This is a genomic window from Paraburkholderia antibiotica (assembly GCF_012927125.1).
Taxonomy (GTDB): domain Bacteria; phylum Pseudomonadota; class Gammaproteobacteria; order Burkholderiales; family Burkholderiaceae; genus Paraburkholderia; species Paraburkholderia antibiotica.
Map to the genome: position 1 here is coordinate 1 of NZ_JABBFZ010000029.1, position 13,892 is coordinate 13,892.

A 13,892-nucleotide genomic window follows, 5' to 3' on the forward strand; every position below is an offset into this window, starting at 1 on the left:
TTCGGCAAACGCACCTTCCTACGGTTCGAACAGAACGGTGATCGAGGTCCCGGCGTCTTCGCCGCCACTACAACGCGGGCAGCAAACTGCGCGATGCGCAGGAAGCGGGTTGTGCAGACCTTCCTTAATGGTTTTTCAGGCGACGAGTTGAAAATTAGCCATCGGAGCAGTCACGGTCAAACACTTTAAATCGGGATAGTCTGGCTTTGACAACTATTTACATAGGCATCCGATTATTCGAAGTGCGTAGTGATTTTTCGCCTTGCTACTCACTCGTAACCCGTTGTCAGCGCATGCGGCAGTGCTGACAGATCTTCAGGTTTAGTGAGTCGCGAGCGACGCGTACTGGATCTGTACGGCATCGAAACCGTGGTTCGAATCGTTGAACAGGATTGACTCCTGCGTGGTGAGGCTCGTGTCGCGATGGCCGTATTGAAGGCGATTACGACTGCAAACGCGGCACGTGACCTCTCCCCACTCGCGCGAGTGGCCGATGAACAGGCCTTGAGCCGGACCCCGCATTGCACGGGATATGTCACTGGACGCAGCACGCCGCGAGTCATTTCCCGCCCGGCTCCTTGCGCTGCGATTCGCGCCCGCCGCCGCCCGGCGGCTCCGCGTGCTGGCCGGTGCCGAGCGGCACCTCGGCGGTCTGCCGCGGCCGCTCGTCCGAGCGCGGCGGATTGGTCTGCCGGTCGACGCCGGTCTGCTCGACCGGCTCGATACCGAGCGGACTCGGCTCGACATAGTGCGTACCGCTCGGCCTGTTGCGGGCTTTGACTGCGTCGGACGGCTCGGATGTAGCGCCTCGCTCGTGACGCGTCGGTTCGGTTTGATCCTGCATGACGTGCTCCTCGTGGTTGGGCGGGAGTTGCGGGAGTGCGGAAGTTGCCGTTCCCCTGCTGCATTCGAGTGGGGCAGCAACAATCGCGCCTTGTCGCTCACGCGTCCATGCAATGGCGATGAGCGTGACTGTTGAAAAATGAGGTTGCAGGTTCGACGACGGCAACACCGCGCGATCACTTTGTAAAAAGGAAACCCTGCGGGGCGCAATCCGAAGCGGAAAACAGCAGAAATTCCGGGGGATAAAGTCATGGGCATGACGACCGTCTCACGCCGCGACACAAACAGCCGCTTAACAGAGGCGCTTAACAGCCGCTCAACTCTCGGGCGCCGCGCGATCCGCCGCGACGATCTCGCGGCCATACGCGATCGCCGCGCGCCGTGCTTCGTCGGCGGTCGCGAACGGGCCGATCTCCGGCGCGCCGTCGAACGGAAACAGAATCTTCCGATCAGCTTTCCTGACCACTTTCAGGCCGCCGATATAGCGACCGTCGCCTGTCCCGTGATAGCTCGCGAAAATTTCGAAGTCGTCGTCAGCCAGATCGGCCTTGTGTCGCGCCATGTGCATTCCTCGTCCGGTGCTCTCGCGGTGGCAGGTTCAATCGATGCGCGCGTAGCAGGTATCAGACAAGGCATCGCGCAAAGGGCACCGAGCAATCGACGTTCCACGCATTGCGCGCGTGCGTCGTCACGGCATGCGGGTTGCGCACGACGATAGCGATGACTAGAGATGACAACCGCAGGAATAGCAACGGCGGCACAGACCTTCAGGAGAGCACGATGCTTTTACCGCACCCGATGATCCGGGAGATTCGCCGCGCTGCCGGCTTCGCGGCGCATGGATGGGCGCCGCTGGATGGTGCGGCGCTCGACCTGCATGTGCCAACGCCCCCCGAGGCCGATCCGGACGTCGACCCGCGCATCGATCCGGATGCGCCGCCACCGGACATCGATCCCGATCCGTTTCCCGACGATCCCGCCAATCTTCCCGGTGATCCCACCGAGCCGCCCGCAGGCGATCCGCCCTCCAATCCACCGCCGATGCGGACCGAGTGCGGTCATTGAACTCCGCCGCTCATCCGGCGCGCCGAGTCCGCTCGCGCATTGCGCGCCAGCGCGAGTCGTGGGTCCAGCGAAATCGATCCCGATGGCGCCCGACAAGCTGCACGCGGCGGATTCTGCCGCCGCGGCAGCCGCGCACACTTAGAACTGATGCATCATCCCGACGTACGCGCCGGTCTGCGATTCGCCGACGAGCGGGCTCGTGCCGCTGCTCGAATCACGCGGCGCGGCCTGCAGCGAGAAGTTCGAGTTGCTGCCGTTGCGCACGTAGCCGACGGTCCCGTACACGAAGGTGCGCTTCGACAGGTTGTAGGTCGTGCCGAGCACGTACATCATCGCGTGACCGGACGGGTCGTGCGCGACGTCGCCCGTGCCGTCGCCGACGTGGATGTAGTAGCCGCCCGCCGTCACCGCCCAGCGCGATTCCGGGGTGTAGGTGGCGCCGAGCCAGTAGTGGTCGGCTTTATCCGCGACGCCGACCGGCGAGTCCGGCGCCGAGTAATGCGTATATGCGCCCTGGATCTTCACGTCGTGCAGATGCACCTTCGCGCCGACGAAGTACTCGCGCGACGCCTGGAAAATGTTGCTGAAGCGGCCGTTCGAATCGCGCAGTTCGTCATAGATGCCGCGCATGTCGAAAAGCGGCGAATGGTAGCTCAGCATGATGCCGTTCGAGCGGCCGAATTCGCCCGGCGCGCCGCTGTTGAACGCGCCCGGCTGATTGCCGAATGCGTATTGCCCCTGCACGTCGAAGCCCCAGAACACCGGGCTCTTGTATTCGATATTGTTGCTGGTCTGCTGCCAGTTGCGCCCGCGCACCAGCGACGCCGACGAAAACGCCTGCTGCACGAACGGATCGAATTCCCACACGCCGTCGCTATCGATAAACAGATTACGACCGGCTTGCACGGTGCCCCACTGCTCGCTCTTCACGCCCACGAACGCGCGCCGCGACCACAGGCGTCCGCCGCTCGTCGTGCCGTCCATGATCTGCAGACCGGTTTCAAGGTTGAAGATCGCGCTGAGGCCGCCGCCGAGATCCTCGCTGCCCTTCAGGCCGAGCATGCTGGTACCCCAGTCGCCGCCTTCCGCGCGCCAGCGGCTCGAGCTGCCGCCCGCGCCGTTGTCGATGTGGTTCATATATTCGATGCCGCCGTCGAGGCGGCCATACAGCGTCACACTGGTTTGCGCATAGGCCGGGGAAACGGCCGCCAGCGCGCTCGCGGCGACGAGCAGTGCGTTGATTCTGATCGGTGATTTCATTGTTTTTCGTGAGTCGGTGCGTAGCAATGCATAGGAGAGAGAAAGCTACCCACGCTAAGATACCAGGCAATCAGGCTGTCTCCAAATATGAAACGCATTGTTTGATCAATCTTTGGATGTTCTTCCATGAGTGCGCCCGATCCGATCGAAGCCGAAGACGCAAGCCACGACGCCGACCTCGGCGTCTATCGACGCGCGACAGCAGGCGACCCGGAGTGGTGGCGCGTGAGCATCGGCGAGCGTCCCGAAACGTATCGGCTCGAACATGGCGTCGATGCCGATCCCGCCAGCCATGGCGCGGCCACGGTCGATATCGATCTGGTCGTCGATGCGGAAAACCTGCGCGCGAAGCTGAAAAAATGGCGCCGTGAAGGCTTCGTGCTGGAGCGCGACGTGGCGGCGAGCGAGGCCGGCGCGCCGGCGCGCATCGCCTTCATGCCGGAATTGCAGCGCGCGCACATGCGGATGCTGGCGGCGAAGCTGCGCGATGCGCAGGCGGAAGACGCAGCTATCCAGCAGGCCCTCGATCAGACCGCAGGAAAAGCAGCGAACCGCCCGGCCATCGAGACCGTGCGCATCGGCAACCTCGACGTCCGCTGTGGCGCCGCGCATCCGCTCGTGCCGCGCGTGAACCCCGCTTATCTGTTTTCGCCGCGCTTTAACGACATCGTCGCGGACATTGTTGAAAATCGTCGCGTGATGCTGATCGGTCACACCGGCGCCGGCAAGACAAGTCTGATCGAACAGGTCGCCGCGCGTTCGCGCCACGGCGTGCTGCGCTCGAACATGAACGGCCAGACGACGGTCGGCGATTTCGTCGGCTTCTGGACCGTCAAGGGCGGCGAGACGCTGTGGGTCGACGGCGTGCTGCCCACGGCGATGCGCGAAGGCTTGTGGCTGATCGTCGATGAAATCGACTTCGCCGAACCGTCGATCCTCGCCGCGCTCACGGCCGTGCTCGAACCGCAGGGCCGTCTGGTGCTGAAGGAAAAAGGCAATGAGATCGTCGCGCCGCATCCGGCGTTTCGCCTGTTCGCAACCGCCAACGCGGTCGGCGCGATGAGCCAGTTCCGCCATCTGTATCAGGGCGCGAATCTGATGAACGAGGCGTTTCTCGATCGCTGGCGCGTGTATCTGCTCGACTATCTGACGCCCGCCGAGGAAACCGACGTGCTGCTGCGCACGCTCGCGCCCTATCTGACGCAGCCGCTCGCCAGCACGCTCGCCGCGATCGCCGCCGACTGCCGTGCGGCGTTCGCGCGCGAGGATCTGTCGAGCGCGTTCTCGACGCGGCGGCTACTCGACTGGGCCGAGCTGATGCTGCGCACTGGCGACCCCGAACGCGCGGCGGGCCCGGCGATTTACGCGAAGGTCAGCCCCGAGGACGCGGCGACGATTCGCGGCATCGTCCGTCATCACATCGCGCCCGTGGGCTGAACGACCGCGACGGGCGCCAGTCTCTGACCTCGACCTCTCGACGACCGCAACGATGACCGCACGGCAGCCGCCCCATCTGCAACGCGACACGCAAGGCTTCGCGTTCGAGTCGACGCTCGGCAAGATCGCGCGCGTGCTGACCGGGCAATACGGGGTGACGGTCGTGTTCAGCCCGGACGGGCCGCGCGTCGAACCGGGCCGGATCGTGATTCCCGATGACGACGCGCATGGCGAGCTCGGGCGCGACGTGCTGATCGGCTATCTGGACCTGCTGGTCGCGCGCGCGAAACATGCGTCGCTGGCGCAACTCGATGCGCTGCCGGCGGGCATTGCCGCGAAGCTCGCGCAGGTGATCGACGATCGCCGCGTGTGCGCGCAACTGCTCGACGAATATCCGGGCGCGCGCTGGTTCATCGGCGCGTTGCGCGCGCATGCGGCCGAACGCGTGCGGCAACGCTGGCCGACGCTGCATTGGCGCGACCGGCTCGCATGGCTTGTCGAGCGCGCGCTGTGGGACGAGCCGCCCGGCCGCGACGAGGCGAGCCCGTCGCTGCTGGCCGCGCTGCATGCAGCGCAGGACCTGCTGCAGGAGGCACGCGCGAGCGGCTCGACCGCGCGCAGTATCGCGCTCGCGCACGAGCTGGTGGCACGTGTCAGGTCGCTGTCGGCGGGCGACGCGAACAACATGATGTTCACTGCCGCGGCTGCCGAGGACATCGATACGCAAACCGCTACGGCGTCCGAATCGTTCGGCGACGACGCGGCCGCCCCGCCCTCGTCGTCCGAACGCGGCGACTCTGGCACACAAGCCGACGACGCCGTCGGCATGGGGCAAACGCCCGGCGACGCGCACTCACCGTCCACGCGTAACGGAACCGACACCGCCGACGCTGCCGTCCCGAGACACGCAGACGCGCAACCCACACGTCAGCGGCTATCGATCCCCCTCGCCACCGAATTCGACGTGATCGCCGACCTCACCGGCCAGGGCGACAGCGCCGCATGGCGTGCGTTGCGTGCGCGGGCTCGCGCGGACACTGCCCCGCTGAAAGAAAAGCTCGAACGCGCGCTGTGCGCCGACGAGCGCGTGCGCTGGCGCCGCGAGCAGGAGCGCGGCGAGATCGACCGTGGTGCGCTCGCGAAGCTGGCGACCACGCCCGGTTATCGCACGCCATTTCGCACGCGCCGCGCCGCCGCCGGACGCGACGTCGCGGTGACACTGCTGATCGACCGCAGCGGCTCGATGGCAGGCCGCAAGATCGAACTCGCGCGGCTGTGCGCGAGCGCGCTGTGCGATGCGCTCACGCAGCTATCGTTCGATTGCGAAGTGCTCGGCTACTGCTCGCTCGAATCGGCGCGCATGAAACAGCTGTACGAGCGACAGCGCGCGGCCGGCGCGGACCTGCGGCGCTACAACCGCTTCGTCGAGCGGCTCGACCTGAAGGTGTACAAACGTTTCGGCGCGACCGACCTGAGCGGCATCGCCGACATCGATTGCGGGCACGAGAACCCGGATGGCGAGGCGCTCGCGTGGGCCGCGACGCGGCTCGCCGGTCATCCGGCCGCGCGCCGCATCCTGATGGTGTTCTCCGACGGCTATCCGTCGACTGGCGACGGCGACCCGCAGGTGCTGCGCAGCGACCTGCGCGAGCGCATCGCCGCGATCGGCCAGCGCGGCATCGAACTGGTGGGAATCGGCGTGCTGACCGACGCGGTCGAGGATTTTTATCCGCGCAACGTGGTGGTGAGCCGCCTGGCCGAATTACCGTCGACGGTATTTTCGGTGTTGAGCGCGATGCTGCTCACGCGTTGAGCCGGCGGCGCAACGCGCGTCAACGCATTAACGCTTCAAAGCATCAACGCGCCACCGGCGGCATCGTCGCGATCGGGATCAGGAATTCGGACACGCCGGTGAGGATAATCTGCACGCCGATGCACAGCAGCAGGAACGCCGACACCCGCAACGCGACCTTGGTGCCCTCGACGCCGAGATAGCGCGCAAACACCGTTGCGCGGCTATAGACGAGATACACGGTGAACGCCACCGCGAACGTGATCGCCACCGACGCGATGCTCGACATCACGAACGCCGACAGCTTGTGCGTGCGATTCGCGGTCAGCGCGATCGCGGTCGCGATCGAACCGGGGCCGGTGGTCAGCGGCACCGTCAGCGGGAAGAACGCCTTGGAGGTCGCGCTCTCGGCGTCGACGCGCTTCACGCCCTGCGGCTCGGCCGCTGGCGTATCCGGCGCGTTGAGCATCTGCCAGCCGCCCACCGCCAGCGCGAGGCCGCCGCCGATCCGCAGCGCCTCCATCGAGATACCGAAGAAATGCAGCACCGGCGTGCCGATGAAAAACGCCACCAGCAGCACGCAGGATGCGTTGATCGCGATCTTGCGGGCGAGCGCGGTGCGCTCGTCGCTGGTCAGCGACGCGGTCCGGTCGAGGAACACGAACGCGCCGCCGATCGGATTGATGATGCTGATCAGGCCGGTGAAGCCAAACAGAATGTCCGAGATCAGACTTTCGACCATGTACTTGTCCGTGATGCCCGAGTAAGCGCCAGGCCGGTCCGCCGGCCGCGCGATGTTGACGAAGCCGGAACGCGCGACGCGGTCCGGCAAATGCTGCACTGCTGGCAGATGATATCGCGCCGCGCCCGGCGGACTACAAAAAACCGCCACGCACGCAGCGCCCGACGAGCCCCCGACGACCCGCCGCACGCCGCGCCGCGTCTTGCAGCGCAGCAATCCGGCCGGAAAGATGCATGCGCAACTTTCACCCTGCTCACATTTATTTTGATCGACTTTACGCAACCCGAGTATCCGGCATACAGTCGTCAGCGAAGCACGCCTTTCAACGACATTTATTACTAGTTCGAGGAGCTGCCCTCATGTTGCTTCGAGTACTCGCCGCACTGCCGTTCGTCGGCATTCTGGTCGGCATTACGTTTGTCAACCGTGTCGAGCCGCTGGTGCTCGGCATGCCGTTCGTGCTGGCCTGGATCGTCATGTGGGTGGTCCTGAGTTCGATCATCATGGCGATCGTCTATCGCCTCGATCCGGCCAACCGTCAGCTCGCCGCCGATACCGCGGAGGTCCGCCCATGAGCGCACTCGTCATCATCGCGATCGCCACGCTGGGCGCACTCTTTCTCGGCGTGCGCGCAAGGCGCGGCCATGACATGAGCCTCGAACAATGGAGCGTCGGCGGCCGCAGCTTCGGCACCGCGTTCGTGTTCCTGCTGATGGCCGGCGAAATCTATACGACCTTCACGTTCCTTGGCGGCAGCGGCTTCGCGTACGGCAAAGGCGCGCCGGTCTACTACATCCTCGCGTACGGCACCCTCGCCTACATCCTGTCGTACTGGATGCTGCCGCCGATCTGGCGTTACGCGAAAACGCACCGCCTCGTGTCGCAACCGCACTTCTTCTCGCGCAAGTACGAGAGCCCGGCGCTCGGCACGCTGGTCGCGCTGGTCGGCGTGGCCGCGCTGATTCCTTATCTGGTGCTGCAACTGAAGGGGCTCGGCATCATCGTCGCGACCGCGTCGTATGGCGCGATTTCGTCGACGGCGGCGATCTGGATCGGCGCGATCGTCGTGACCGCCTACGTGATCGTGTCGGGCGTGCGCGGCTCGGCGTGGAACTCGGTGGTCAAGGATCTGCTGATTCTGGCGATCGTGCTGTTCCTCGGTATCTATCTGCCGCTGCACTACTACGGCGGCGTCGGCGAGATGTTCCGCGCGATCGACGCGGCCAAGCCCGGCTTCCTGACCTTCCCGGCGCACGGCTCGAGCGTGGTGTGGTTCCAGTCGACGGTGCTCCTGACCGCGCTCGGCTTCTTCATGTGGCCGCATACGTTCGGCTCGATCTTCACCGCGAAGGACGAACGCATCTTCCGCCGCAACGCCGCGGTGCTGCCGCTCTATCAGTTGATCCTGCTGTTCGTGTTCTTCGTCGGCTTCGCGGCGACGCTGCGCGTGCCGGGCCTGAAGGGCGCCGACATCGACCTGTCGCTGTTCCGCCTGTCGCTGCAGACCTTCGACCCGTGGTTCGTCGGCGTGATCGGCGCGGCCGGCATTCTGACCGCGCTGGTGCCGGGCTCGATGATCCTGACCTCGGCGTCGACGCTGCTCGCCAACGACGTCTATCGCGGCATGATCAATCGCAACGCGTCGGATGCGAGCATCGCGACCATCGCGCGCATGCTGGTGCCGCTCGTCGCGCTGGTCGCGGTCGGCTTCACGCTGAACGGCGGCGAGACCATCGTCGCGCTGCTGCTGATGGGCTACAACTTCGTCACGCAACTGTTCCCGGCGGTGATCTGCAGCCTGTTCCCGCGCAACCGCGCGACCAAACAGGGCGCGTTCTGCGGGATTCTGGCGGGCGTCGCGGTGGTTGCGCTGACCACCACGCTGCACTGGAGCGTCGGTCAGCTGATGCCGTTCCTGCCGGAGCCGCTGAAGGACGTCAATATCGGCTTTCTCGCGCTGGCCGTGAACGTGATCGTGTTCGTGATCGTCAGCGCGGTCACGCAACCGCGTCCGGCCGATCAGAAGACGCATGCGTCGGTGCATTGAGTTTTTTTGCGGTGCGGTGGGTGCCCGGTTGAACGTATCGAAGAGCATCGCATCGCTCGACGAAACCCCGCTTCTGACGCACATCGATACCCATCGTCACGCGTTCACGTGATACGTTGCAGGGGCTGTCCGCTTTGGCGGCAGCCCCTTTTTACGTTCTGCCCGCGGAGTTCTCTGCATGTCCTACGTTCTGTACTACTCGCCCGGCGCGGCCAGCATGCCGGTGCACTGGATGCTGCTCGAAATGGGCGTGCCGTTCGACGCGCGCCTCGTCGACATCGACGCGGGCCAGCAGCGCGACCCCGAGTATCTGCGGCTCAATCCGGCCGGCCGGGTGCCGACGCTGGTGGTCGACGGCGTCGCGCGGCACGAGTCGGCCGCGCTGCTGATGCTGCTCGCCGAGCGACATCCGGAGGCCGGCCTCGCGCCCGCGCCGGGCTCGGCGGCGCGCGCCGGCTGGCTCGAATGGATGGTTTATCTGGCGAATACGCTGCTGCCGGCGATGCGCGACTGGTTCTACGCGGCCAGCGACGGCGATCCGGCCGGCGCCGAGGCGGTACGCACACTCGCGCGGCGCCGCATCGAAGAAGCCTGCGCGCGGCTCGACGCGCATTGCGCGGCCGGCCACGACTACCTCGCCGGCGACCGGCTCAGCACCGCCGATCTGCTCGCGCTGGTGCTGCTGCGCTGGACCCGCAACATGCCTCGCCCCGCGACGGACTGGCCGCATCTGACCGGCTATATCCAGCGACTGCGCGCGCTGCCGTCGTTCATCGAGGTGAGCGCGCGCGAGCAGTTGACGGAGTGGCGCAACGACGCTTGACGCCTGACGGGGGCGGGCAGGCCGACGGGCGGGCCGACGTGGCGGCGGATCGATATGCGTGAGAAAGCGGCCGCTGGCAGATGTGTGCGACCTCGCCGGCGAGGTACGGCGTGCCGTCTGCTGCATCGCAGCCGCGCGTTGCAGCCACCTCGCGCCGACGCACGATCTGCCGCATGCGACTGCGCCCAGGCGGCCTTCGGACCACTGCCGCCCGACGCTCTCCCCACGCCCGCCACAACCTCACACCGGCGCCGCCTTCCCGGTCTGCGCCGCGAACGCATAGCCGTTCTTGCCGTCGCGTTTGACCTGGTACATCGCGAGATCGGCGGCGGCGAGCAGACGATGATGATCGTCGACATCGTCGGGAAAGCTCGCGATGCCGATGCTCGCGCGCACGAGACCGAGGCCCAGTTGCGCGTCGGTGTCGGTCACGCAGGCGATCAGCCGGCGCGCGATCTCGGCCAGTTCCGCTTCGTTCGAAAACGCCCGCACCAGCACCGCGAATTCGTCGCCGCCGATGCGGGCGACCAGGTCGGTCCGGCGCACCGACGCGCGAAAGCGCGCCGACACCGCGGCGAGAAATTCGTCGCCGGCGCGATGGCCAAAGCTGTCGTTGACCTGCTTGAAGCCGTCGAGATCGATGTACAGCACGGCAATGCGGCGCGGTTCCCAGCCGGTGCTCGCATGGCCGGCGGCTTCGTCGAGCGCGGTCAGCAGCTTGCGACGATTCGGCAGGCCGGTCAGCGGATCGTGCAGCGACGCATGCTCGAACTCGTGCGACTGCCCGGCCAGTTGCCGGTTGCGTTTCGCGTACATGCCGAGCGCGGTGATCAGCATGCAGAACAGCAGCGCGGCGAGCGCGATCAGCGTGTGCGCGACGTGCGTCACCCGCAGCCGCAGGTCGGCGCTCGCCGCATCGCGTTGCCCGCGCCAGTACTCGGAGACGCTGCCTAGCAGCGCGGCGGAATCGTCATTGATACCGGGGCTGAGGTCGGAGCCTGGGTTGGGACTCGCCCCCGCCTTTGACGTGACACCCGGGGCAACCGCCCCGCCCTGCGCGGCCTGCGCCACTAACGCGGGCGGCAGAGGCGGCGCCGGCATCGGGCTTGCGTCGACGAGCGCAGCAAGCGACGCAACGCGCCTCGCGAACTCGGCGCGCGTCTGCGCGTAGCCCTGCGCGAACGCCGCATCGTGACTCGCCAACGCGCCGGGCACGCGTTGCCACACGGCCAGTTGCTCACGCGCGCCGTCCGCGCGCTCGGCCGCCTCCAGCACGAGGCCCGCGTACTCCTGCTTCAACTGATCGGAAAAGACCGCGCGGACCTGCATCGCCAGATACAGCAGGCCGATCAGCAGACACAGCAGCGCGGCCACCGCGATGCTCGCGGGACCGGGCCCGAAACGCCCCACCAGCCCGCGCGCGTCGCCGACGCGCTCACGGATGCGAGTAGGGGTCCTGTTGCTGGCGTCCACTGTCGTGCTGGCGATAGCTCACGCGTCGGAAGAACTGGCTCACGCGCGCAAACAGATTGCTTCGGTGCTTCGCGTTCGATGCCGTCGCGCGCCGCTCCTGCGCAAGGTGTGCCTCCCGTGCGGGGCGTGCGCTCACAGTTTGTTGCGCCGCGGGCGTGGCCGGATTCGCGGCGGCTTGCTGCGTGGAGCGGAAAGCTGGGGAAGGATCGGTGGGAGCGGCTGAGGAGGAGGAAGGGTCGGCCGGGATGTCGGCCAGCGTGACGGGGGGAGTCGCGACAGACGGACTCTGTCGGACCTGCCCGGCCCAGACGGCCTGCTCGGTACCCTCCTCGCCCGGCGTCGTCTGGGCGACGGCGTCGTGATCGGCTGGCGGGGTTGGGGTTGGTGTCGCTATCGCTGCCGCTGCTGTGGCGACGGGTGGTACGTCCAACGGCACGGCGGCACCGGGACTAGCCAGCGTCGCCAGTTGCGCGGGGGCCGCAGCAGCAGCCGTCGCCGCGGCCGCAGCCGTCTGCGCCCCGCCGCCGCCCGACGACCCCAGCGCCTCGCGCGCACCCGCGATCGCCTCGGCATACGCCTGTTGATCGTGATTGAACCAGACGCTGTAGGCGACCGTGCCCATCACGCCGGAGGCCAGCGCCGCGGCTGCCGCGACGCACAACGCGAGGCGGCCGAAACGCGGCGGCGAGCGGCCCGGGGCCGGAGGTTCGTCGAAGCCGGAACCGAAACCGGCATCGGCATCCGGACTGTCGGCAGGGTAATGGCGCAAATCGGTATCGTCGGTATGGGTAGCCATGGCAATACGCTCCGGAATCCGTGCTACATCTGGCTGACACGCCGCAGGCGCGCCGCGCTCGCGCGCTGACATGCCCACGTGGGCGCTGTTCGACGAATGTAACCCTCTCGCCGACCCGCGACAACGCAAAACCCGACAGCGTTGCGTTTCAAACGCAAGCCCATGACGTGACGCCAGATACGCTAAAAAAACGGGCAAAACAGGTAAAAGCTGCAACGTGGGGCGTCGCGATAAACGCCGCCGTCAAACGCTACGTTCGATGCGACGCGGGTTCCGCGAAATGCGCCAACGGGCTTGCCCTGTGTGAGCAACAATTACGCCTATAGGACGGTTTGCACCAGACTTCAAGCCGGCCCCAATTGAAACGGCTGTTGGCATCGAGAGAGTCGCCGCGCGGATTCCCGAAATCGTCGGCGGCTAGTGGTAAGGTCTCGTCCGCGCGCATCGCGAAGCCGGGCCGCTCCGGCCAGAACGCGCGCTTCGGTGCCCATGTCGGATTTCACGTCATCGTCAGCATAAACATCATGTCCAACGTGTATCAGCACAAACCGCTCACGCCGTTTCGCCGCTCGCTCGCGCGTTTTTCGCTTTCCGAGACCGCCAAGTACGCCAAGCTGACGCTCGGTTTGTGGATCGGTTTCGGCATCCCCTCCCTGCTCGGCTATCCCGACGCGGCCGTGCCGCTGGCCGGTTCGACGATGCTGACGCTCGCGCTCGGCAGCTCGATTTCGGCGGCCCGCAGCTACTTCTACAAGCGGGTGTTTTCCAACGTGGTGGCGATGCCGATCGGCACGCTGCTGATCTGGCTGACCGCGCCGCATCTGTGGCTCGGCGCGGCGCTGCTGCCGGTGGTGATCTTCAGCATCGTCGCGCTGCGGCCGTCGCTGTTCCAGATGACCAGCATCACGGTGCCGATCACGCTGGTGCTCTATACCGGCGAGCACATTCCGCTGCTCGAACAGCGCCTGATCGGCGTCGTGCTCGGCATGTTTCTCGGCTTCATCCTCCAGCAGATCGCGTTTCCGCCCGATCACGGCTACTGGGCCAATACGCTCGTCAACGACGGTAACGATCAGGCCACGGACATCGTCGCGCAACTGGCCGACGGCAAACTGGACAAGGCGCAGATCAAGCCCGCCACCGCGAAGCTGCGCGCGCTCAGCACGAATCTGAAGCAGGCGCACCTGCTGCTGAAAAACGATCTCGATCAGGCATGGGTGTCGCCGCACCTCGCGCGCAATCGCGTACGGCTGCCCGTGTTCGCCGCCTATCAGGAGACCTTCGACTCGCTGGTCAACTTCCTCGAAACGATGGACACCTTTCACGACCAGTTCGCCGCGCTCGATGCCGCGTGGCGCGAAGCGTTTCTCGCACGGCTCAGGACGCTCGTGAACACGCACCGGCAACTCGCCGAAGCGGCCGACCTGCGGGTCGAGCGCGAACCGCTCACCACACCGCCTCTGCAGATGGAAGATCTGCGTCAGCTGACCGGGGACCTGCCGGCGTCGAACGTGTTTACCAGCGTGTACCTCGGGCATCTGACCGGCTATGGGATTCTGCTGTGCCGGCTGAGCGACATGCATACCGCGTGAGCGGCGGGCGTTGCATTGCCCA

General features: G+C 66.2%; 14 protein-coding genes. 8 read left to right on the plus strand and 6 right to left on the minus strand.

The genetic code is table 11. The features are described from left to right. On the plus strand, positions 1-189 hold a 189-nt coding region (locus HHL14_RS32950), incomplete at its 5' end, for a hypothetical protein (RefSeq protein ID WP_206002591.1). 370 nt (positions 190-559) lie between these two features. Here HHL14_RS32950 and HHL14_RS29915 read toward each other — a convergent pair. Both HHL14_RS29915 and HHL14_RS29920 read right to left on the minus strand, forming a co-directional pair. Next, positions 560-844 carry a hypothetical protein gene (locus HHL14_RS29915; RefSeq protein WP_169501217.1) on the minus strand — a complete coding sequence of 95 codons (285 nt, stop codon included), beginning with the start codon at positions 842-844 and terminating at the stop codon, positions 560-562. 315 nt (positions 845-1,159) lie between these two features. After that, complete coding sequence (locus HHL14_RS29920; RefSeq protein ID WP_169501218.1) at positions 1,160-1,405, minus strand: DUF6723 family protein; 246 nt, start codon at positions 1,403-1,405, stop codon at positions 1,160-1,162. A 218-nt stretch (positions 1,406-1,623) separates the two neighbouring features. Here HHL14_RS29920 and HHL14_RS29925 point away from each other — a divergent pair, with 218 nt between their 5' ends. Continuing rightward, complete coding sequence (locus tag HHL14_RS29925; protein ID WP_230413270.1) at positions 1,624-1,908, plus strand: hypothetical protein; 285 nt, start codon at positions 1,624-1,626, stop codon at positions 1,906-1,908. A gap of 138 nt (positions 1,909-2,046) precedes the next feature. On the opposite strand, the gene HHL14_RS29930 is transcribed toward HHL14_RS29925, so the two are convergent. After that, on the minus strand, positions 2,047-3,168 hold the full coding sequence (locus tag HHL14_RS29930; RefSeq protein WP_169501219.1) for a porin: 1,122 nt from the start codon (positions 3,166-3,168) through the stop codon (positions 2,047-2,049). 126 nt (positions 3,169-3,294) lie between these two features. Between HHL14_RS29930 and HHL14_RS29935 the strand changes: the two genes are divergently transcribed. Together HHL14_RS29935 and HHL14_RS29940 are read left to right on the plus strand one after the other, a co-directional pair. After that, positions 3,295-4,605, plus strand: coding sequence for an AAA family ATPase (locus tag HHL14_RS29935; RefSeq protein ID WP_169501220.1), 1,311 nt, complete (start codon positions 3,295-3,297; stop codon positions 4,603-4,605). Between the two features lie 52 nt (positions 4,606-4,657). Continuing rightward, positions 4,658-6,418: a cobaltochelatase CobT-related protein gene (locus tag HHL14_RS29940; protein WP_169501221.1), complete on the plus strand. Its 1,761-nt coding sequence runs from the start codon at positions 4,658-4,660 to the stop codon at positions 6,416-6,418. 43 nt (positions 6,419-6,461) lie between these two features. Here the strand turns inward: HHL14_RS29940 and HHL14_RS29945 are convergent, their stop codons facing one another. Next, complete coding sequence (locus HHL14_RS29945) at positions 6,462-7,139, minus strand: MarC family protein (protein WP_169501267.1); 678 nt, start codon at positions 7,137-7,139, stop codon at positions 6,462-6,464. Between the two features lie 359 nt (positions 7,140-7,498). Here HHL14_RS29945 and HHL14_RS29950 point away from each other — a divergent pair, with 359 nt between their 5' ends. From HHL14_RS29950 to HHL14_RS29960, 3 genes are all read left to right on the plus strand, one after another. Then, the gene (locus HHL14_RS29950) at positions 7,499-7,714 is read left to right on the plus strand and encodes a DUF3311 domain-containing protein (protein WP_169501222.1); all 216 of its coding nucleotides are present in this window, start codon (positions 7,499-7,501) and stop codon (positions 7,712-7,714) included. Then, a complete protein-coding gene (locus HHL14_RS29955) occupies positions 7,711-9,186 on the plus strand; it encodes a sodium:solute symporter family protein (protein WP_169501223.1) in 1,476 nt (491 codons plus the stop codon). The genes HHL14_RS29950 and HHL14_RS29955 overlap by 4 nt, the downstream gene beginning before the upstream one ends. Before the next feature lie 178 nt (positions 9,187-9,364). Continuing rightward, positions 9,365-10,009, plus strand: a complete 645-nt coding sequence (locus HHL14_RS29960; RefSeq protein ID WP_169501224.1) for a glutathione S-transferase family protein — start codon at positions 9,365-9,367, stop codon at positions 10,007-10,009. A gap of 240 nt (positions 10,010-10,249) precedes the next feature. Here HHL14_RS29960 and HHL14_RS29965 read toward each other — a convergent pair whose 3' ends face one another. Further along, entirely contained in the window at positions 10,250-11,419 is a 1,170-nt protein-coding gene (locus HHL14_RS29965) for a GGDEF domain-containing protein (protein ID WP_329601758.1), read from the minus strand. Positions 11,420-11,444: 25 nt separating this feature from the next. Then, positions 11,445-12,278 (minus strand): hypothetical protein, encoded by an 834-nt coding sequence (locus HHL14_RS29970; protein ID WP_169501225.1) that lies wholly within the window; start codon positions 12,276-12,278, stop codon positions 11,445-11,447. A gap of 524 nt (positions 12,279-12,802) precedes the next feature. Between HHL14_RS29970 and HHL14_RS29975 the strand changes: the two genes are divergently transcribed. Beyond that, on the plus strand, positions 12,803-13,870 hold the full coding sequence (locus HHL14_RS29975) for an aromatic acid exporter family protein (protein ID WP_169501226.1): 1,068 nt from the start codon (positions 12,803-12,805) through the stop codon (positions 13,868-13,870). Positions 13,871-13,892 lie beyond the last annotated feature (22 nt).